Origin of the sequence: Vibrio sp. E14 (assembly GCF_020515785.1) — a bacterium.
Lineage (GTDB): Bacteria > Pseudomonadota > Gammaproteobacteria > Enterobacterales > Vibrionaceae > Vibrio > Vibrio diabolicus.
This window is the reverse complement of the sequence record NZ_JAHPJI010000001.1, coordinates 1,049,142-1,070,019: the sequence shown is the minus strand read 5'-3', so window position 1 is coordinate 1,070,019 and position 20,878 is coordinate 1,049,142. Positions and strand designations below refer to the sequence as shown.

Here is a 20,878-nt window from a genome sequence, read left to right as displayed (position 1 = left end):
ATGATTTTCAATGGCAGATTTAAGATTTTTATTAATCTTACTGTTAATAAGAAAGTGACTAATAATAAAATTAAAAATAATATTTAGCAGGTCTTTGGCGAGGTTTACATGAAGTTGGTTTTAACCATAACAAGTTTTCACAAATTTACTCCAGAGATAGAGAGTGAGTTTGTGTTTGAATCAAGTGATGAGCATGCCAAGGTTACATTTGGTCGGTCTGAACAATGTGATTGGACACTGCCAGACCCTGAAAGAGTAGTATCTGGAACTCACGGAGAGCTCATCAAGTTTGGTGATAAATACTTGATAAAAGACTTATCAACTAATGGCACGTTTGTTAATAACGCTGTGACACCTGTGGGCCAAGGAAATGAGATTGCACTAAGCGACGACGATACGGTTAGTTTAGGGGATTACCAAATTTCAGTAAGTATTCAAACGAGCACTGAGGCATTCAATAATCAGGAAAGTAACTTTCGTTCCAGTTCAGAACCTGAAGCATTCTCGAGTTCATCTGAAGCAGAGTTTGTAGACCTCGGCCTTAGTGCCAGTGAGCTTTTGAATGAGAGTGTTCCTTCTGACTTTCAATTAGATATTGGATTAGTCGATGATTTCATTGATATCCCCAAACCAGAAAAACAGAGTGTAGATCCTACACCTGTACCGGAAACCCCACGTCAGCTAGAACGTCAGCCAACTCCCAAATTTGATAGTAAAGGGAGCGAGCTTGCGGCGTTCATTAAAGGAGCGGGTATTGATCCAACGATGATTCCCAGCGACAACAGAGAACAATGGTTTGAACAGCTGGGGGAATCATTTTCTTTGATGTTAGTTGGTTTAATGGAAACGCTGCACAATCGTGCGGTATTTAAACAAACAAATCGACTTAGTCATACTGCGTTTCGGAAGTCAGAAAATAATCCTCTGAAGTTCTCTGCGAATTTAGAAGATGCAATTCATAACTTATATAACCGTCAAACTGCAAGTTTCCTAAAGCCAAGTGCAGCCATTAAAGAAGCGTTTAGTGATATAGAAAGTCATGAACAAGCGTTAATGAAAGGTGTTGAGGGTACGGTTTCAAGTGTTATGTCGCTTGTTGAACCTACGTCGATATACTCAGAAGCTTTAGCTAAAGACACGGTTATTAATAAGGTTATTCCAGCAAGGAAATATGCTCAAAGTTGGAAGCGGTTTGAGGATATTCATGAAAAGCTATCCGATGACATTATCAATAAAGAATCTCCATTTTATTTAGAAGATTTCGCTAAACACTATGAGTTAGCATTAAAAAATAAAAGCTAGGAAATAGGGTGATGAAAAGAGTTTATCAGTACATTTTGTTATTAATTTCAATGGTTTTATTTGGATGCTCAGCAGCCAATTTAGTTGTTGATCCATATTCAGATTTAGAAATAACAGCAAATCACAATATTAACCCTGACTCCAATGGTAGGCCATCCCCTGTAGTCGTGTATGTTTTTGAATTAACATCAAATACCCTTTTTGAAAGTCAGGATTTTTTTTCAATTTATGAAGAAAGTGAAAAAGTCTTAGGCCCTGATTTAGTGAATAAATATGAAATATCATTAACTCCAGGTCAGAAAGAAACATATCAGGCAAGTATGTCTCCAAAGACTGAATACTTAGGCATTGTCGCAGCGTTTCGAGATATTGAAAATTCAAATTGGCGACAAATCATTGAAGTGGATAAGACCGGTTACAACACCTATCAAATTCTGTTAGAAGATCTGTCTTTGGTCGTAAAATAACGTTTAGTTGGCTAATTATAAATGACGCAATACTCCAAGACGGCTTGGTGCGAAGGGATGTTTTTACGTCCCCAGCACTTTCAACAACATGAACGCGCAACCTCTCAAGAATTCAAAGGCTTACATCAGTTTGGTGGGGCTTATAATTGGGGGGTTTGGAAATGTCGAGTAAAAGAACATGCATTAAAAGATGGTCTGATTGAATTAGATCACTTTGAGGCAGTTTTGCCAGATATGACTCTGGTTAATACCTTAACAGCCAGCGATTCGGTTGTGCCTTTATTTATTGATAAAGACGTAGAAAATACGTTAGTAAAAATCACTCTTCCCCTTTCAAATGTCAAAGGTAAAAATGTTTCTGATGTAAGTGAGGCGATCGTTTCTCGTTATGTACTTAAAGACGTTGACGTTATAGATAATCTCACTGGGCAGGATGAAGAAACGATTCAAGTCGCAGCCCTAAACCTGGAACTGAAAGCCAGCAATGACAAATTAGCGGGTTATGTTGAGTTACCGATTTTGAAAATAAAAGAGGTAACGGCAGAAGGCGAAGTAATACTAGACGATTCGTATGTTCCACCGCTTATCAATTTACTTAGCGACAAAGTTATGTCGGCTTACTTGCGTAACGTTATTGCGATGACAAAGATGCGTGCCGACGTTATTGCGCAGCGGTTGATTAAGGGCAAAGCCGCATCTGCATCTGCTGTTGATTTCATCATGCTACAAATGTTGAACAGGTATGAGGCGATGTTAAAGCACTTTAGTGACCTAGACAGGCTACATCCATTGGAATTAGCTACGACCCTGAAAGGTTATATTGGTGAATTAGCTACGTTTTCTGACAAAACCAAGAGGATGCCAAGCTTACTTCCATACGATCACTTAGATGTATCAAGTGTTTATAGCGAATTGAATCAAGTTCTGAGTCAATATCTGAGCGTTGTCCTTGATCAAACAGCAAGCAAACTTCCTTTGGAGCCACGACAATATGGAATTCAAGTGACGCCACTTCCAGATAAGCGTTTACTTGAATCATGCCAGTTTGTGCTTGCGGTCAAAGCTGATACGACAACAGATGAAATCAGACGTTTAGTCCCGGCGCAGCTCAAGTTTGGACCAGCGGAGCAGATTCGTGATCTGATCAACAATCAGATTAATGGCATAAACGTAGCGCCATTGAGTGTAGTACCGAGGCAGATCCCTTACCAAACGGGTTATGTCTACTTCGAAGTAGTCAAGAAAGGCCCGTTTTGGATGAGGCTGAAAGACAGTGGTGGTATTGCGCTGCATTTATCGGGGCATTTTCCGAATGCTGACCTTGAGCTGTGGAGTATTAGTCAATAGGTGTGCTCAGTATGGAACAAACGATCGTAAAACCAACACCGGGTGGAAGAGCGCCCGCACCGAAACCACAATCAGAAAAGTCAGCAGATAATACGGTAGTTATCTCAAAAAGTCCTGAATTGGTGAATAACGATTCAGTGGTCGCTTATGGGAACAACCCTTTATTGGCAGAAGCGAATGGTCTTTTATCCATTATTGGTCAAATTCGAGCGACAGCGACTCATTCTGACCCGTTGTTTCTAAAAGAGACGTTGGCACAAAAACTTAGAGATTATGAGAACCGACTACGTCACCACGACGTTGATTTGGACACTATTGATACGGCTCGTTACTGTTTGTGTTGCTCGTTAGATGAAGCGGTGCTCAATACTAATTGGGGGGGGCATTCATTTTGGAGCCATGACTCATTGCTTAGTTCTTTCTATGCCAGCAGCCAGGGTGGGGAAGCGTTCTTTAAGTACCTTGATAAGTGCATGGCGCAACCAGATACAAATTTAGATTTGCTTGAATTGATGTACGTGTGCCTATCGCTTGGGTTTCTCGGCCAATATCGTTTGGAAAAAAACGGACTGGAGTCTCACCGAAAACTGAGAAGGCAGATTATCGCTATTCTTAAGTCTTACGGAAGAGGGATACCTCAAGAGCTAAGCAATAGTATCGAACAACACATTTTAAATGGCTCTAAGGCTTCCGACAGAGCTCCTCTCTGGGTTGTGTGCTCCGTAACGGCTGCATTATTGGTTTGTATATTTATGTATTTTAGCTATGAGCTAAACAAGGCTTCCAACCGCACCTTTTCTCAATTAGTAAATTTGGTTCAACCGCAACAGCTTAACCAAGATACAACGTCAGAATCAAAATCAGCGCCAATTGCAGAAAGGATCTCTATGTATCTGGCAACTGAGATCGGGAAGGGGCTAATCAACGTCGAGCCGTTGCAAGATAGGGTAAGAATTTCGTTAAAGTCGCAAGATCTATTTGAATCAGGTAGTGCTGATGTTGTCGCGTATATCCAACCCGTAATTTCTAAACTCGCTAGAACGCTGGAGTCGACCCAAGGCAAGATCATTGTTACAGGTCATACCGATGATAGGCCAATTTTCACGAGTAAATATCCTTCGAACTGGCATCTATCATTAGCTCGAGCTACTGCTATGTCTGAACAACTTATCTCGAATAGCGCACTAGAAGGTCGAGTCATACCAGAAGGGCTGGGTGATGCAAGACCATTGGTTGAAAACAATAGTGACGAAAACCGAGCTATTAACCGTCGAATTGAAATCGACCTCCTTGTCGCGAATTAATAACAGGTAGATAGAGATGCGTATTAAAGAAATTGGCAGAATATCTACTCAAAGGTGGTTTCTCGGTCTTATCGGTGTCGCTGCTTGTTCAATTTTTATTTGGGTTGTTGGTCCACTTATCACGATAGCGGGATATGAGCCACTAAAGAGCGACTTCCAACGACTCGTCACGATTTTGGTGCTAGTGTTTGTCTGGGCTTTATTCAACGTGACTAAGCAGCACAAGCAAAAAGTTAAAGAAGATGAAAGTATTCAAACGTTACTTGAGGTTGATAGTCAGTCAGATAAAGAAGCGGCGAGTGAAATTGACTTAATGCGCGAGCGTATTGAGCAAGCTGTCAAAGTAGTAACGAAAACACATAAAGGAAAGCGAAGCTTATATGACTTGCCTTGGTATGTGTTGATCGGCCCTCCAGGGACAGGGAAAACAACAGTGCTAAAGCAGTCAGGGCTGGAGTTTCCGTTAGCGGATAGCCTTGGTTCTGACTCTATTGCTGGTGTTGGTGGAACTCGTCATTGTGATTGGTGGTTTGCAAATAAAGCCGTTCTGATTGATACGGCCGGTCGATACACGACACAAGACAGTCAAGAAAAAGTCGACTCTAAAGCATGGCACGGCTTCTTAGGGTTGTTGAAAAAATATAGAACGCAAAGGCCAATTAATGGTGCAATTGTCACGATCAGTTTAGCCAGTGTGATGTCGCAGACAAGAACCGAGCGAAGCCTTCATGCCCGAGCTATCAAGTCGCGCCTTCAAGAACTGAAGAATCAGTTAGGGATGCAATTTCCTATTTACGTACTACTGACCAAAATGGATTTAGTTGCGGGTTTCAATGAGTTCTTCTCTGATCTAAGTAAGGAAGAGCGTGAGGAATTGTTCGGTTTCATGTTTCCGCGTGAAGTGGCTGATGAAAGAGGGGTTATTTCTTTATTCAATAAAGAATTTCATGGCATGTTGGAGCGTCTTGATGCTCGAATGCTGAGAATCCTTGAAACTGAAGATGATTTAGAGAAGCGAGCACTTATTTTTGAATTTCCTAAACAGCTAAGGGTATTGCAAGCTAATCTTGATGAATTTTTAGCGGAAATATTTGCACAAAATAGTTTTGAAGAGCCAGCCTTGATTCGTGGTGTGTTTATGTTGAGCTCGGTCCAAGAAGGCTTACCAGTCGATAAGTTAATGAATGAATCGACCAATGGACTTGGACTAAATCGCCTCGCTCTAGCAAAGAGCCACACAGGGTCTCATAGTTATTTCGTGAAGAACTTGTTTGATAAGGTTATTTTCAAGGAACAACTGTTAGGAACGGTTAATCGTCACTATCAAAAGCAGTCAGGGTGGATGCGCCGAGGTGTTTACATTGGCTGTGCTTCTCTACTGCTAGGTGCGTCTGCACTTTGGCTTATGAGCTACAAGTGGAATTCTCAGTTGATTGTCGATACCAATGAGCAAGCCGGCCATATTGAAGCAATGATTGGTGCTGAGAGCCTAGATTTTGAGGCGGATATTATCTCAGCCGTAGAGACATTAGACCGATTGATGACGCTTCCTCTAGGAAAACAAAGCAACTACGGCGATGCTGATTCCGTAAAAAGGTTTGGTCTCTATCAAGGAGATAAAGTCTCACAGGCGGCAAACAATGCATATTCTGATGCGTTGACCCAATATTACGCTCCCTTGCTTCTTGATAGCTTGGTAACGGAAATGGAAAGTAATCAACAGCATCGAGAGTATTTGTATGAAACGTTGAAAACTTATTTGATGTTATTTAATCCAGACAAATACCAACAAGATGAAGTGTTGGCTTGGTTTAACTTCTATTTTGAACGTCAATATCCGGGTGAACTAAATATAGACTTAAGAAAAGGTCTGTTACAGCACACTCAAAATTTATTAGAGAATAATGGACAAGGCTTTTCTTATAATACTGCTGCCGTGACTAATGCTCGCGAGGTTTTGACACAAATGTCTCTACCAGAACGTGCTTACCAGCGAATGAAGATACAATTTTCGAAGAGTCATGTTCCTTCATTTCGTTTGACTGATGTCTTGGGGCCTAAAGGGCTTGAGCAGTTTGAACGAGCGAGTGGAAAGCCGTTATCACAAGGCATTTCGGGCTTTTATACGTACAATGGCTTTCATAGCATTTTTCAGATTCAGATCAACCGTACAGTAAAAAGCCTAATGGAAGAGAACTGGGTTTATGGTGACGATCTTAAGGCTCATGAAATTGATCAAGATAGCGCTATTCAAGGAGTCCAATCTCGATACTATCAAGATTATGTGAATGAATGGAAAACTCTGATCGAAGATATTCAACTTAAGCAGGCTCCGAGCCTAGAGCTTGCAACAGAACAAGCTAGAGTTCTATCTGGAGTTGAAAGACCAATCGAATCGTTGTTGAGGGCAATCCAAAAAGAAGTTGGTTTGTCGAAAGTATCATTGTCAGAAAATCAGAAGGCCGCTTCTGAAGTTGCTGGTAAGGTTGCCAAAGTTAAATTTTCGAATACGGCAGATAGACTAGACATGTACTTGCCTGAAGAAAATGGTTTCAATGTTGCACTGCCAGGTAAAGAAGTCGAATCTCATTTTTCGGAGATCTTACGTCTCGGCGAACAAGACTTTGATGATATTCAACAAGCTATGGTTAACTTGCGCTCGTACTTAAGCGACTTATCAAGCTCGGGTAATAATCAGAAAATTGCTTACAAAAGTATTTTAGATGGGACCGTTACACAAGATGTGGCTGCTTCCTTTGCTCGCGCTAAAGAACTTTTGCCTAGGCCATTTAATCAATGGCTAGGTGAACTTTCTCAAGAGTCAGTTAAGTTTGCGGAGAGCGGGTCGAAAGATCATCTAAATCAGCTTTGGGTAACGCAAGTGGTGCGCCCTTATCAGCGGACGATTGCGGGTAGATACCCATTCGAGCCAAATGCGAGCAGAGAAGTAAGGCTGAAGGACTTCAAACGTTTCTTTGGTTATGGAGGTACGCTTGACTCATTCTTCCAAGAGTATCTTGAACCGTTTGTCGATACGTCGAAAAGTCGTTGGCGATTAGAAAAGGAAATTGGAGTTCGTCCAGAAACGCTGATGGTCTTTCAAAGAGCGAAGCGTATCAGGCAGTCTTTCTTTGAATCTGATAATTCATTGCGCGTAGAGTTCGGTATGAAACCAGTGTATCTGGATCAGCACATTACTCGGTTTGTTCTAGAGTTAGGTAAGCAAGATTTGGTTTATAAGCATGGACCAGCACGAGCTAAATCCTTGAGCTGGCCTGCGGGTCAAGACCAGACTCGAATAGTGTTCACACCACCAGAATCTAAACGTGAGATTGCCCATACTTATGAAGGTGAGTGGGGCATATTCAAACTGCTAGATCAATCACTTAAAGCAAGACCAGAATCGCGTAAAGACAACATAGTTATGATTGATTTAAAGGGAAATAAGGTGCAACTAGAGCTTATTCCGTCTAGTGCCATTAATCCGTTTTGGTCAAATGAAATGGAGAGGTTCAGATGTCCACGAACCTTGTAACATCAGCCTGGGGTTATATCGGTAAAATGCCTGCAAAAGGCGACTTTGTGAAGGATGGCTTATCACAAGACTTTTCAGAGCGCTGGCATGACTGGCTGCAGGCTGTTATTGCAGTCAGCAGAGAACAATTGGGTGAAAGTTGGAATGAGCACTTTTTAACCGCGCCTGTGTGGCATTTTGCTCTGGATGTTAGTTACTTAGAAGACTCAACATACATTGGTAGCATGATTCCTAGTGTAGATGCATGCGGTAGATACTTTTTCTTTACTATAGCTCGTGCTGTAAAAGGTGAAGCTGCGCAATATTGGGGGAACAAAGCTTGGACCGCGGACAGTGCATCTCTTGCCCTAGCAGTACTTGAGGACGACTTTGTATTTGATGTTTGGCATAAGAGCATGCAAGAAAAAAACGATTTAGTGGCGAATGTAAAAAGTGAAGTGCGGCCTCTTAAGTTTCTTTATCAAAGCCAAATATCTACGATTTTTCATGATCAAGGTGGAGCAGATCAAAGCGCACTTTTGAATTACCTCATTAAAGAAAAATTGAGTAAACCATGCTTTTGGTGGACTGAAGGCTCGACTCTAGTTGAACCATGTATGTTTATGACCAGCGGGTTCCCTTCTATTGGTCAATTTTCTGCCATGCTTGATGGCGGTTGGAAAAAGTGGAATTGGTAGGATAGAAGAATGAATTGGAACTATTTTACCTTTGCTAAATCGCACGCAGGAAAAGTACGCCCTTATAACGAGGATGCTCTTTTAGATATGACAGAGCAGCATATTTGGGTTGTAGCCGATGGAATGGGTGGGCATAGTGCTGGCGACATAGCAAGCCAGATGCTAGTGGATAGAATCGCGCGCCATATGCAGGATGTCCCAAATACCAATATCGATGATATCCGGAGTGTGGTTCAAGCCGCGAATTTAGAAATTTATCAATACGCACAAAATCACTTAGACGGTAAAACGATGGGAACAACTCTCGTTTTGTTGTTTATCCAGGACGGGTATTACCACTGTCTTTGGGTCGGTGATAGCCGAATTTACCAGCTTAGAAATGGTCATTTTTCTCAAAAAACACGCGATCATAGTCAAGTTATGGATTTAGTCGATCAAGGGTTATTGGCATTTGAAGATGCTGAGTCACATCCTCTCGCAAATGTTATTACCAGAGCTGTTGGGGTAGATGAGAGTATCACTATCGATCAAGTTTCAGGGCAGTTGGCTGATGGAGATCAATTTCTTCTGTGTAGTGATGGGCTTTCTAAAGAATTAACGAGTGATGAAATTCACCGGACATTGTATGCGGACTCAGTAAATCAAGCAGGATTAGCACTCATGCATTCGGCGTTAGTGAGAGGTGCAAGTGATAACGTTACTTGTGCGTTAGTCAAAGTTCGCCAAGCGCAGACGGAATTTGAAGCAGTAACGAGAGAAGACGCGACGATCCCCGTTTTTCTTAGAGGGAGGTCTTATGAATAGTGAGATGTTCGATTGGTATGAACAAGCGTTGACTCCGATATCTCAAGAGAATCCCACAGGTGTTGACCCTAGAGAAGATGTATCGCCACAGTCTGCTTATTACCGATTAAAAGATCAGCGTATGGCTGCGCGAAATGCAGAGCGCAATGCACTTATAGAAGAAGAAAGTATTTATACCCACAGTAACTTATGGCGGGTATTTATAGAAGAAGTACCAGAGATACTTACGAATCAATCTAAAGATTTTGAGTTTGTTGCTTGGCTTATAGAGGCTCTAACTCGATTGTATGGTTTTCGCGGTATGGGCGTTGGGTACAAACTCGCTACTGAGTTCATCGAGAAGTTTTGGGATGATCTCTATCCAATGCCTGATGAGGATGGCATTGAAACAAGAATATCGGCGATTACTGGCCTCAATGGTATCGATAGCGAAGGAACACTTATTTTCCCTATTGCTTGTATCCCGCTTACTGACGTAGGCGTTGATCAAGCGTATGCCTACTGGGAATATCAGCAAGCTATTGAGTTGGAGCGTTTAGATGAAGATAAGCGCCGAAATCGAGTCGATCTTGGCGCTATAGAGCTATCTGATATTACAACTACAGTTAAATCTACCTCTGATTCCTTTTATCGTGAGCTAATCGCTGATCTGGAGTTCGCCACAGAGTCATTTAATGAATTCAGTCAGCGATTAGATGAAGCGGTAGGTGATGTTACTCCTAGCTCTTATATATCAAAAAGGCTTGAATCAATACACTCGGCATTAAAGCATCTCCTTGGAGAGCGTTTTAATCAACCACAAGCTGTGTTTGAAGAACTGGAGGAGGTGGATGAATCTTCTTCTTCGGAACAACAAGTGAGTTCACAAAGTTCTGATGCACTATTAGCGACAAACATGAAATCACGAGAGCAGGCGATTAGACAATTGCAGCAAGTGGCTGATTTCTTCAGAGAGAGTGAGCCTCACTCACCAGTTTCTTACTCCATCGAACAGATCATTCGTTGGTGTGGAATGCCTCTGCCGGAGTTACTGGCGGAACTTATCTCCGACGGAGATGCAAAGAAAAGCTACTTCCGTTTGGTTGGCATAGCAGAACAAAATGAAAATTAATAAAGGGAGAATGGTATGACGAGTATCCACTCGAAACTGTCACGAGTACGGAAGCCTCGTGTCCACATTACCTATGATGTTGAAACTGAAGGTACAACTCTTAAGAAAGAGCTACCTTTTGTTGTAGGTGTAATGGGTGACTTCGCTGGTCAAAACACTGAAGCGTTGAAGCCTTTGAAAGACCGCCGTTTTATTCAGATCGATCGAGACAACTTCGATGATGTGCTCAAAAAGATGAACCCATCGGTTAAGTTCAAAGTTGCGAACAAGCTTGCGAACGACGATTCACAGTTTGAGGTGGATTTGAACTTTAAATCAATGCAAGACTTTGAGCCCGCTGCGATCGTAAATCAAGTTGATCCACTGCGCCAACTGATGGAAACGCGTAATAAACTGCGTGATTTGATGACAAAAGTTGACCGTTCTGAAGAGCTTGAAAACATCTTAGAGGATGTTTTGAACAACACAGACAATCTGGCAAAACTTGCGGGCGAGTTAGATCTTGGCAAGAAAGCGAAGTCAGACAGTACTGAAGGAGCGGAATAATGACGACTGAAGCTGAAAAGCAGTTAGATCCAACTGTTAATGAACAAACAACTTCATTTTTAGATCAAGCTATTGGTGCAACTAAGCAGACAGAAGCCTCTCGTGCTGAAGAGCTAATTAAAACGCTCACTGAAGAAGCGATGAAAGGGACGGTTACTTGGAACAAAAACCTAACGGTAACTTTTCGTGAAGCGATTAATTTACTTGATAAACAGATTTCTGATCAGTTGTCTGAAGTAATGCATCATCCTGAATTACAGAAACTTGAAGGTTCTTGGCGTGGTTTAAATTATCTAGTGATGAACTCAGAGACGAGCTCTACTCTGAAAATTCGCATGATGAGTATGACTAAGAAAGAGTTACATAAAGACTTGAGTAAAGCGGTTGAATTTGACCAAAGCCAGATCTTTAAGAAAGTTTACGAGTCTGAGTTTGGCAGTGCAGGTGGTGAACCTTATGGTGCATTAATTGGTGACTATGAGTTTACCAACCACCCAGAGGATATTGAGTCGCTGCGCCTAATGTCAAATGTAGCCGCTTCAGGCTTCTCCCCATTCTTGTCCGCGGCCTCACCAGCACTATTTGGTTTTGATGAGTGGACTGAACTGTCAAAACCACGCGATCTAGACAAGGTCTTTGAGTCGCTAGAATACGCTCAATGGCGTTCGTTCCGTGAGAGTGCTGATTCACGTTTTGTTAGCCTGACTATGCCGAAAGTTCTGGCTCGTTTGCCATACGGACAAGCCACTGCTCCAGTTGAGGAATTTGGATTTGAAGAGTTCGAAGTAGATCCAGTGTCAGGTATTGCTGTCAATGCTGAGCATAATGACTACTGTTGGATGAACTCTTCGTATGTTCTTGGTGTTAAGTTAACAGACGCCTTCTCAAAATATGGATTCTGTACAGCTATCCGTGGTGCAGAAGGTGGTGGTCGAGTGGATAATTTGCCAACACATTTCTTCATGAGTGATGATGGCGATCCTGATATGAAGTGTCCAACAGAGATTGGTATTACCGACCGACGTGAGGCAGAGCTGGGTAAACTTGGTTTCTTGCCGCTTTGTCACTACAAAAACACCAACTATGCGGTGTTCTTCGGTGCGCAAACCTGTCAAAAACCGGCGAACCACGAATCTCCGGAAGCAACGGCTAATGCGGCGATTTCAGCACGTCTACCTTACATGATGGCGACATCTCGTTTTGCGCATTATTTGAAGGTAATGGCTCGAGATAAAATCGGTAGCTTTATGGAAGCAGAAGACGTTGAGTCTTGGTTGAACCGCTGGATTCTAGGCTATGTAAATGCTTCTGAGGGTGGTGGTCAAGAGATCCGAGCGAAATACCCTCTAGCAGATGCTCGTGTCCAGGTTAAGGAAATCCCTGGCGCACCAGGTTCTTACAATGCTGTAGCATGGCTTAAGCCTTGGCTGCAAATGGAAGAATTGACGACATCTTTGCGACTTGTTGCAAAGATCCCTCAGTCGGGTGGATAAGAAATGAATTGGCTGGTCGTAAGGCCAGCCATACCAAATCGTTATGTTCTAGATGGAAATAGCAGTGTCACTTAACTTTCGCGATCCCAGTAAGCTAAAGCATGAATTCAGCACAGGGGGCTATGCTGAGCTTGATAGCCCGTGGTTGACTCGATTCAATGAATCTTCTGATCTTGTAGAGGCAGCTCGAATTTGGCTAGAAGGTACGCGTTCAAGAGATTTGGACAGTTTTCGTCATAGTGTGATGAACACGATAAACCGAATTGATGAGCTATTAGAATCTCAATTAAACGAAATAATACATCATCCTGAGTTTCAACAACTCGAAAGAGGTTGGATCGGCGTGAGGTATTTATGCGAACAGGTCGACACTCGCTCATCAGACTCCGTCAAAGTCAAGGTGTTGGCGGCAACATGGAATGAAGTCAGTAAAGATGCACTAAAAGCCATCGAGTTTGACCAATCAGCACTATTTAAGCTGCTCTATCAAAATGAATATGGCATGGCCGGGGGAGAACCCTTTGGCGTGGTAGTTGGCGATTATCAACTTCGTTGTGATGCGAGTAAAAATTATTTTGATAGAGATCTGTCTGTGCTAAGCAAGATCTCTCAGTCTGCAGCGGCAGCATTCAGCCCGTTCATTATGTCAGCATCGCCGGAGATGTTTGGTGTTGACAGTTTTTCACAGCTCTCTGCGATAAGAGATATTGCGGCCCAATTTGAACAGGCAGATTACGCAAAATGGCGCAGTTTGAGAGACAACGATGATACCAAATTTATTGGTCTGACTGCGCCGAATGTTTTATTCCGTCAGCCATATAAAAGTGATGGTTCACGCAACGATCAGTTCGACTTTCAAGAGCATGTCTACGACTCTAATCGCGATTTGCTATGGGGGAGTAGTGCGTATTGTTTTGCAGCCGTATCAATTAGAGCGTTTCAGGAGCATGGGTGGTTTACGCACATGCGAGGCATTAAGCAAGGGGATTATAGTCAGGGTATTATCGTCGCTCCTACTAGGAACAAAATGCGCGTTAATGGCAAGAATGACCGTGAAAGATGCCCTTTAAACTTAAAGATCTCTGAGAGAAAAGAACAAGAGTTGTCTGAATGCGGTTTCATTTCTATTTCTCCTGTACCTGAAACCGATATGGTAGGAATGACCTCGAATGTATCTCTCTACAAGCCTAAGCAATATGCAGAAAAACACATTTCAACGAATGCAAAGCTCACGTCGATGTTGCAATACACGTTGTGTGTGTCGCGAGTCGCACATTATCTCAAGGTTATGGGGCGTGACAAGATTGGTGGGTATCAAGATGCAGAAAGCCTAGAGCGGGACTTTCAACGATGGTTGCATCAGTACACTACCGCGTCGGATGAAGCATCTGATGAACTTAGGGCGAAGTACCCCTTAAATGAAGCGAAAATTACGGTTCGAGAGAAAAGAGAAACTCCAGGACACTATTACTCTGTCATCCATTTGCGACCGCACTTCCAGCTCGATCAAATGGTATCTAGCATTAAATTAATTACTGAATTATCACCAGAGCACTTGGTGTAAGGAAATAACAATGACCCAATGGAAAAATGCTTTGTCCCAAGGCCAATTGCAACAAGCTCTAGAACTATTAATTGATGAAATTAAAGCGGCGCCTAAAGATGCAAGCTTGAGAAGCTCGTTCATTGAGCTGCTTTGCATTGATGGAGACTTCGAGCGTGCGGATGAGCAACTTATGCAATCGATCAAATTGTTTCCTGAGTATCTACCTGGTGCAAGTCAGTTGCGACATTTAGTGAAAGCGGCCCAGGCTAGAAAAGATTTTATCGACGGTGCGGCTAGTGCCAAGGTATTAGGTGACGAGGAATTCACTAAAGAGCTTGTTCGCTTTAACCTCGCTCTCAAAAATCAAGACTATGCAGAAGCGTCACACCTAGCGCATAGCATTGAAGAGCATCGTACTATTAAAGGCTTTAACATAAACGGTACAAACTATGAAGATGCTAGGGATATTGATGATCGTTTAGGTGGTTACATTGAACTGTTTTCCACCGCGGGTAACTATTTTCTTGTTCCAATTTCTAGCATTCAAGCGCTAGAAATAAAAGCACCTACCTCTTTATTAGAAAGTATTTGGCGACCTGTAGAGTTTGATATTGACGGACTTGGCGAAGGAGAAGGCCATATGCCATTGACCTATGTTGACTCAGAAACTGACGCACAAAAGCTAGGTCGAGAAACAGATTGGAAACAGCTTGGTGAGCAAGAATCCTTCGTGGGTTTAGGCCAAAAATGTTGGCTAGTTGGTGATTCAGCCCTCCCAATCTGTGACTTGACTACATTGTTAGAATCGAAACAAATAGCGTAACAAGAACATGTCTTTAACCGTTTCTCTGCTGGACAAATTGATGGATAGTGATCCTTCAACTAGAGATGAAAAAGATTTCCCTACGAGCCAACAACAGATGTTGAACAGCTTGCTTAGAGATCTGGAGTCTATGTTAAATAGTCGTATCGGATGGAAAAACATTCCTGATGACCTTTTAGAGGTTCGCTATTCAATATTGAATTATGGTCTGCCAGATTTTTCCTCGATGCCTTATAGCAGCCAAGAGGGGCAGAATCAGCTCTGTGACATTGTTCATGATGCAATTAAAGAGTTCGAGCCGAGGTTAAGGAATCCTTATGTCCAGATTTCGGACGAGAAAAACGCTATTGATAGGGTGTTGAGGTTACAAATCAGCGCCACTTGCTTAATTGATAACAGCATTCATGAAGTGCGATTCAATTCTGAAGTAGAGCCGGTAAATTTAGGTATGAAACTGAGTAGAGCGAAATGAGTGAAGAGTTTCTCAAATACTATAATCGCGAGTTAGCTTATTTACGTCACAAAGGACAAGAGTTTGGGGAGCAGTATCCTAAGATCGCCGCGAGGCTCCGTATCAGTGAGGAGCAGGTTGACGATCCACATGTAGAAAGATTGCTAGAAGGCTGTGCATTTCTAACGGCAAGGATTAGACAAAGTTTAGACAATAGTTATCCTCAGTTCACTGAATCTTTGATGGGGCAGTTATATCCGGATTTTCACGCACCAATTCCATCAATGTCCGTCATTAAGATGAACTGCTCTAGCTCCACTTCCTCTTTTTTTGACGTAGAAGAAGGTGAGCGAGTCGTTATCGGTGCTCCTGGATACCACGAATGCGAGTTTAGAACCTGTTATCCGGTCAGAATGTACCCTGTTGATGTGACCTCTGGCGCTTTCAAAAACGCACCGCTTAAATCGGTGGGCTCCCAATGGGAAAGCCATGCTCATTCAGTTTTGAAAATCCAGCTCACCGCCCAAGATGAAGAGACATCTCTGAGTGACATGGGATTAGAACGGTTGCGCTTTTATTTAAACGGGCAATCTCAGTTGACGTTTAAACTTTACCAAATGCTATTTCAAAATCTAATTGGTTTATCTGTCGTTGCGGGTGGCAAAGAAGTTCGTGCTTTAACGAAAAGGCATCTTATTGAAGTGGGATTTTCAGAAGATGAGAAGGTTGTTCCATACAGTAAGAGAAGCTTTTCGGGAGCAAGATTACTTGTTGAGTATCTGCACTTTCCTGAGAAGTTCATGTTCTTTGATATCACTGAACTTGGATTATCAGAGCTAGCTCTTGGAGAGCAAGCTGAACTGTATTTTTACTTTGATACCAATGATGATTGGCTTCCTAAGCAAGTGGATGAAGAGAGCTTGATGGTTGGTTGTGTGCCAGTCGTCAACTTATTTAAAAGTGTTATGGAGCCCAAGCGTATTCTACCAACCGAGTACGATTACCACTTATCACCGCAATACCAGGAAGCCGAGAGTAACGAGGTTGTCTCTATTTCTGACGTAACATTGAGAAACTGGAACAAAACGTATCACAACCTGCCATGTTATCACGCTGGTGAGCACACGCATTATATGAACGCCAGTGAAATTTATTGGTTGATGAGACGTGAGGATAAAAACTGGGCTGGTGGATACGATGAGCCGGGCAGGGAAACTTACATTTCTTTTGTTGATAAAAGGCATCAATTGTTCAGTCCAGAGAGCCGAGAAAACTGGTTAATGTACGTTGAAGCGGAGTGCTGCAATCGTAATTTAGCGCAGAAGCTTCCATTTGGAGGCGGTCTTCCAAAAGTCTCTTTGCCGGAAGTAAATGACAACTTCGAGTCAGTTCGTTGTTTAGTTTCTATATCAGAAACCCTCCGGCCAGAAATGGATGAAAGTACACGATGGCAGCTAACTAAGCTTCTAACTTTAAACCACTTTACCGAAGAAGATGGATTAACAACTTTGAAGCAAACTCTGAATCTCTACGCGTTTTCTGGGACCGCAGAAACGAAAGCGGTAATTGATGCTTTAGCGAAGCTAGAGTTCGAGCCGACTACAGGTAGAGTCAGTCAGAAAGGTAAAGTTGGTTTTGCGCACGGTATAAAAATCATTTTGACGGTTTCTGATCAAATTTTACCTAAAGAGCAAATCTTCCTCCTAGGTAGTGTGCTATCCGTTTACTTTGCACAATATGCTGAAATTAACATTTTTACGCAGCTAGAAATAAGACTTAAGTCAACGGGAAAGCCCTTCCACTTATGGCCTGCATTAACTGGCGATAAGGTGTTGCTATGAGCGCGGAGCAATTTTATCGAGATCTAAAGCAACATCCGTTGTTTGAAGCAATTCACCTTATCGAACACGAGATCTTGCAAGCCGAGGCACAAATAGGGACAGATGCTCTACCGAAGCATGAAAAACTAAACTTAAAGGTCAATCCATCGTTAGGTTTTGAAAATGCGCAGCTTTGCGATCTAAAACATATTGATAGCCACAAGCTAGCACTTGAAACCAATTTAATAGGCCTAACGGGTGAGCAGGGGGTGCTTCCTCAGCACTACAGCGAGTTAGCTTTGCATCGTCAAAAAGAAGGCGATACGGCAATGGTGGACTTCTACGATATTTTTAACCATCGTTTACTGTCTCTTTACTATCGATGCTGGCAACTGAGTCAATTGACCGTTCAGTCTCGTGCTCATGCACAGGGATTACGTTCACCTTTAGAAGATTGTAAGTCGGCATTAACTGGCCAGGGTAGTTCGTTGTCCCTGCATTATGGTGGTGTTTTTGCTTCACCGACGAGAAGCAAAGCTGGACTAAAAAGTGTTCTTGAATGTTTATCTGGATGCCAAGTAAAGATTCATGAGTTTCAAGGGCAGTGGCTACATCTTGCAAAAGAAGAGCAAACACGTCTTTCATCTCGAACTATGCCTGAAGGGCAGTTTGCTCAACTTGGTTCCGGAGCATCCTTAGGCTCGAAAGCTTGGAATATAAACGCAGGAACAACGATCGAGTTTCTGCCAAAGCACAAAGATCTGGTTAGTAAATTACTGCCTAACCATCCAAATGTAGAAATTATTAAACGTGCGGCTTATGAATTTATTGGTAAGCATAAGCAAGTGAAATGGCAGCTCACCACCAAACATAGTTTATTACCTCAAGTTTGTTTATCAAAAAAACATGGTCAGTTAGGTGTTGGTTCTGTACTTAAAAAACATAAACGCACAAAAGATCGAACCATAACAATTACTATTTAAAGGAAACATAATGGCTTCACTCTCACTTTCAGCGTTGGTCGAAAGATTGTCTCCTCAGGCTAAGGAAACACTTGAACAAGCAGCTGCGATGGCAAGCTCTCGAACCCATCACAGTATTGAAATGTCTCACTGGTTAATGACGATTATTCAACATCCTGCCGATATTTATTCAGAAGTTTTCGACGAATTTGATGTCGATAAAATCAAGGTTGAAACTGATCTTCAAAAGACACTTGAAAAATACAAAACGGGATGTCAATCGGTCCCAGGTCTTTCAGCTCACACAGTGACTGTGATGCAAAATGCTTTGCTATCGGCAACGATTGAATTCAATCAGGAGCAGTTGGATTGCATTCATCTTTTATTTGCCTACTTGTCCGATAATACGTTAGTCAACATGGCTGGTTCGATTAGCCCTGAGCTAAACAAGATAGAACCATCTCGGTTATTGAACTTTAAAGAAAGTAATACGCGTCAACCAGGTTCGAATGACCTAGGGAAATCAAACGCGAATTCTGCGCTGAATCAATTTACAACAGATCTTACTGAGCAGGCTAGGGAAGGTAAGATAGATCCGGTTATTGGTAGAGACAATGAAATCCGTTTAATGATCGACATCTTATTAAGACGTCGACAAAACAACCCGATTCTAACTGGTGAAGCTGGCGTTGGAAAAACAGCCGTTGTTGAAGGCTTGGCGCAAAAGATTATTGATGGCGATGTACCTCCTGCTCTACAAAATGTAGCGATTAAGTCTTTGGATCTGGCGTTATTGCAAGCTGGTGCTGGCATGAAAGGTGAGTTTGAAAACAGACTTAAAAACCTTGTGAAAGAAGTTAACGACGCACCACAACCCATTATTTTGTTTATCGATGAAGCACATGGTCTGATTGGTGGTGGGGGACAAGCAGGACAAGGTGATGCAGCGAATATTCTAAAGCCAGCGTTAGCGAGAGGTGAACTCAGAACGATCGCAGCAACAACTTGGGCAGAATATAAAAAGTATTTTGAAAAAGACGCGGCTCTTACCAGACGCTTTCAAGTAGTGAAGGTCGACGAGCCAGCGCCGGAGCTAGCGATCGAGATGTTACGTGGTTTACTTGACGTAATGGCACAACACCATGACGTCCACATCACTAGCCAGGCCCTCAATGCTGCCGTTCAACTCTCAGCTCGATACATTAATGGCCGACAACTGCCAGATAAGGCTGTGTCTGTTTTAGACACAGCCTGCTCGCGAGTCGCGTTAAGTCAATCGTCTACACCGGGAGGTCTAGATGCGAAAAGGAATAAACTAAAAGCTAAGCAAGCTGAGTATGAGCACCTAAGCCAAGAAAGTCAGCTAGGAGCACCTCTTGATATGCAGTTGCAAGATATCAGAAAAGAGATTGATGTTCTATCTATTGAAATAGTTGAACTAGAGATGCTGTGGGAGAAAGAAAAAGAGTGGGTAAGTGAAGCTAAGTCACTTAGAGCTCAAATAATCAAGGAGGGTTCTGAGACTGCTAGGGACAAGTTACAAGAGCTCGAAAGTAGCCTCTCCGCTAACTCGCAGCCATTAGTATTTTCGCATGTCAATGAAGCGCTTATTGCAGAAGTAATTTCAGATTGGACCGGGATACCACTGGGCAAACTTCAGGATGATGAAATCCAAGCTGTACTGAGTTTGAAAGAGAGTTTGTGTAAACGAGTTGTCGGACAGGATCACGCTTTGGAAGTCATGTCTGAAGTGATAAAAACTGCCAGTGCACAGCTCACGGATGAGACACGACCAAATGGTGTATTTCTTCTCACGGGACCAAGTGGAGTGGGTAAAACTGAATCTGCTTTAGCTATTGCAGAGAAAGTGTACGGCAGTGAAGAGAATGTCACAACTATCAATATGTCCGAGTTTAAAGAAGAGCACAAAGTTTCCTTATTATTAGGCTCGCCTCCAGGTTATGTTGGGTATGGCGAAGGTGGTGTACTTACTGAAGCCGTCAGACGCAAACCTTATAGTGTGATTCTCTTGGATGAAATGGAAAAAGCACACCCTGGAGTTCAAGATATTTTTTATCAGGTATTCGATAAAGGCTCAATTAAAGATGGTGAAGGTCGCGATATAGATTTTAAAAACACTATTATTATTATGACCGCGAATACAGGGACCGAAACGACGATGTCTTTGTATTCTGATCCTGATTTATCTCCAGAACCTTCAGCACTAAAAGATGCTTTGCGTGACGATTTGTTGGTTGACTTTAAACCTGCATTTTTAGGACGTGTTAATGTATTACCTTATTTGCCTCTATCAAGAGAAGTATTGATAGAAATAACAAAATTAAAATTAGCCAAAGTTACGAATCGCATTCGTAAAAATTACGGCGCTGACCTACTTTTTGATGAAGAACTAATTAATGATATTGTAGACAATAGTAATGAGTCGGGGAGCGGTGCACGTGTGGTACAGACAACCATAGAAAACACATTACTTCCTAAGATTTCTCATGAAATATTGCATGCAATTCTTAATGATAAGACGTTTGATGAAATTATTGTTAAAGGTACAACTAGTGGACTTGATGTCTCAATAGTTTAACATCCTTTACACTCTCAATAATAATTGGGAGTTGGTTCATATTAACTATTATTTTTTATAAAAAACGCTTAAATTAAGTCTTATTTAAAGA

Annotated in this window: 16 protein-coding genes; all 16 read left to right on the top strand. The window is 42.2% G+C overall.

The window, feature by feature from the left end:
* The first annotated feature begins 108 nt into the window (after positions 1–108).
* From tagH to tssH, 16 genes are read left to right on the top strand one after another with little or no spacing between them, the layout of a single operon-like run.
* The gene (tagH, locus tag LIX84_RS04585; protein ID WP_005395675.1) at positions 109–1,302 is read left to right on the top strand and encodes a type VI secretion system-associated FHA domain protein TagH; all 1,194 of its coding nucleotides are present in this window, start codon (positions 109–111) and stop codon (positions 1,300–1,302) included.
* Positions 1,303–1,313: 11 nt separating this feature from the next.
* Positions 1,314–1,769 (top strand): type VI secretion system lipoprotein TssJ, encoded by a 456-nt coding sequence (tssJ, locus tag LIX84_RS04580; protein ID WP_226420751.1) that lies wholly within the window; start codon positions 1,314–1,316, stop codon positions 1,767–1,769.
* Between the two features lie 21 nt (positions 1,770–1,790).
* A complete protein-coding gene (gene tssK, locus LIX84_RS04575) occupies positions 1,791–3,116 on the top strand; it encodes a type VI secretion system baseplate subunit TssK (protein WP_226420750.1) in 1,326 nt (441 codons plus the stop codon).
* A gap of 11 nt (positions 3,117–3,127) precedes the next feature.
* Positions 3,128–4,420: a type VI secretion system protein TssL, long form gene (gene tssL, locus LIX84_RS04570; protein ID WP_046875354.1), complete on the top strand. Its 1,293-nt coding sequence runs from the start codon at positions 3,128–3,130 to the stop codon at positions 4,418–4,420.
* Between the two features lie 16 nt (positions 4,421–4,436).
* The gene (gene tssM, locus LIX84_RS04565; RefSeq protein ID WP_226420749.1) at positions 4,437–7,955 is read left to right on the top strand and encodes a type VI secretion system membrane subunit TssM; all 3,519 of its coding nucleotides are present in this window, start codon (positions 4,437–4,439) and stop codon (positions 7,953–7,955) included.
* Positions 7,937–8,632, top strand: a complete 696-nt coding sequence (gene tagF, locus LIX84_RS04560; protein WP_226420748.1) for a type VI secretion system-associated protein TagF — start codon at positions 7,937–7,939, stop codon at positions 8,630–8,632. Before tssM ends, tagF begins: the two co-directional genes overlap by 19 nt.
* Positions 8,633–8,641: 9 nt before the next feature.
* Positions 8,642–9,436 carry a PP2C family protein-serine/threonine phosphatase gene (locus LIX84_RS04555; protein WP_005398381.1) on the top strand — a complete coding sequence of 265 codons (795 nt, stop codon included), beginning with the start codon at positions 8,642–8,644 and terminating at the stop codon, positions 9,434–9,436.
* On the top strand, positions 9,429–10,547 hold the full coding sequence (tssA, locus tag LIX84_RS04550; protein WP_226420747.1) for a type VI secretion system protein TssA: 1,119 nt from the start codon (positions 9,429–9,431) through the stop codon (positions 10,545–10,547). The genes LIX84_RS04555 and tssA overlap by 8 nt, the downstream gene beginning before the upstream one ends.
* A 15-nt stretch (positions 10,548–10,562) precedes the next feature.
* On the top strand, positions 10,563–11,093 hold the full coding sequence (gene tssB / locus LIX84_RS04545) for a type VI secretion system contractile sheath small subunit (RefSeq protein WP_005396385.1): 531 nt from the start codon (positions 10,563–10,565) through the stop codon (positions 11,091–11,093).
* Positions 11,093–12,586, top strand: a complete 1,494-nt coding sequence (tssC, locus tag LIX84_RS04540) for a type VI secretion system contractile sheath large subunit (protein WP_005396386.1) — start codon at positions 11,093–11,095, stop codon at positions 12,584–12,586. The genes tssB and tssC (LIX84_RS04540) overlap by 1 nt, the downstream gene beginning before the upstream one ends.
* 52 nt (positions 12,587–12,638) lie before the next feature.
* Positions 12,639–14,150: a type VI secretion system contractile sheath large subunit gene (tssC, locus tag LIX84_RS04535; RefSeq protein ID WP_046875358.1), complete on the top strand. Its 1,512-nt coding sequence runs from the start codon at positions 12,639–12,641 to the stop codon at positions 14,148–14,150.
* A 10-nt stretch (positions 14,151–14,160) separates the two neighbouring features.
* Positions 14,161–14,955, top strand: coding sequence for a type VI secretion system accessory protein TagJ (locus LIX84_RS04530; protein ID WP_074189670.1), 795 nt, complete (start codon positions 14,161–14,163; stop codon positions 14,953–14,955).
* Positions 14,956–14,962: 7 nt separating this feature from the next.
* Positions 14,963–15,427, top strand: coding sequence for a type VI secretion system baseplate subunit TssE (tssE, locus tag LIX84_RS04525; RefSeq protein WP_012842186.1), 465 nt, complete (start codon positions 14,963–14,965; stop codon positions 15,425–15,427).
* Positions 15,424–17,247: a type VI secretion system baseplate subunit TssF gene (gene tssF, locus LIX84_RS04520; RefSeq protein WP_085343745.1), complete on the top strand. Its 1,824-nt coding sequence runs from the start codon at positions 15,424–15,426 to the stop codon at positions 17,245–17,247. Before tssE ends, tssF begins: the two co-directional genes overlap by 4 nt.
* Positions 17,244–18,209 carry a type VI secretion system baseplate subunit TssG gene (gene tssG, locus LIX84_RS04515; protein WP_114322985.1) on the top strand — a complete coding sequence of 322 codons (966 nt, stop codon included), beginning with the start codon at positions 17,244–17,246 and terminating at the stop codon, positions 18,207–18,209. The genes tssF and tssG overlap by 4 nt, the downstream gene beginning before the upstream one ends.
* A 10-nt stretch (positions 18,210–18,219) precedes the next feature.
* A complete protein-coding gene (gene tssH, locus LIX84_RS04510; RefSeq protein WP_226420746.1) occupies positions 18,220–20,787 on the top strand; it encodes a type VI secretion system ATPase TssH in 2,568 nt (855 codons plus the stop codon).
* The last annotated feature ends 91 nt before the right edge of the window (positions 20,788–20,878 follow it).

Excerpts from the sequence above, each read along its gene's own strand:
- tagH (WP_005395675.1), top strand. The coding sequence starts at position 109 with ATGAAGTTGGTTTTAACCATAACAAGTTTTCACAAATTTACTCCAGAG.
- tssJ (WP_226420751.1), top strand. The coding sequence starts at position 1,314 with ATGAAAAGAGTTTATCAGTACATTTTGTTATTAATTTCAATGGTTTTA.
- tssK (WP_226420750.1), top strand. The coding sequence starts at position 1,791 with ATGACGCAATACTCCAAGACGGCTTGGTGCGAAGGGATGTTTTTACGT.
- tssL (WP_046875354.1), top strand. The coding sequence starts at position 3,128 with ATGGAACAAACGATCGTAAAACCAACACCGGGTGGAAGAGCGCCCGCA.
- tssM (WP_226420749.1), top strand. The coding sequence starts at position 4,437 with ATGCGTATTAAAGAAATTGGCAGAATATCTACTCAAAGGTGGTTTCTC.
- tagF (WP_226420748.1), top strand. The coding sequence starts at position 7,937 with ATGTCCACGAACCTTGTAACATCAGCCTGGGGTTATATCGGTAAAATG.
- LIX84_RS04555 (WP_005398381.1), top strand. The coding sequence starts at position 8,642 with ATGAATTGGAACTATTTTACCTTTGCTAAATCGCACGCAGGAAAAGTA.
- tssA (WP_226420747.1), top strand. The coding sequence starts at position 9,429 with ATGAATAGTGAGATGTTCGATTGGTATGAACAAGCGTTGACTCCGATA.
- tssB (WP_005396385.1), top strand. The coding sequence starts at position 10,563 with ATGACGAGTATCCACTCGAAACTGTCACGAGTACGGAAGCCTCGTGTC.
- tssC (WP_005396386.1), top strand. The coding sequence starts at position 11,093 with ATGACGACTGAAGCTGAAAAGCAGTTAGATCCAACTGTTAATGAACAA.
- tssC (WP_046875358.1), top strand. The coding sequence starts at position 12,639 with ATGGAAATAGCAGTGTCACTTAACTTTCGCGATCCCAGTAAGCTAAAG.
- LIX84_RS04530 (WP_074189670.1), top strand. The coding sequence starts at position 14,161 with ATGACCCAATGGAAAAATGCTTTGTCCCAAGGCCAATTGCAACAAGCT.
- tssE (WP_012842186.1), top strand. The coding sequence starts at position 14,963 with ATGTCTTTAACCGTTTCTCTGCTGGACAAATTGATGGATAGTGATCCT.
- tssF (WP_085343745.1), top strand. The coding sequence starts at position 15,424 with ATGAGTGAAGAGTTTCTCAAATACTATAATCGCGAGTTAGCTTATTTA.
- tssG (WP_114322985.1), top strand. The coding sequence starts at position 17,244 with ATGAGCGCGGAGCAATTTTATCGAGATCTAAAGCAACATCCGTTGTTT.
- tssH (WP_226420746.1), top strand. The coding sequence starts at position 18,220 with ATGGCTTCACTCTCACTTTCAGCGTTGGTCGAAAGATTGTCTCCTCAG.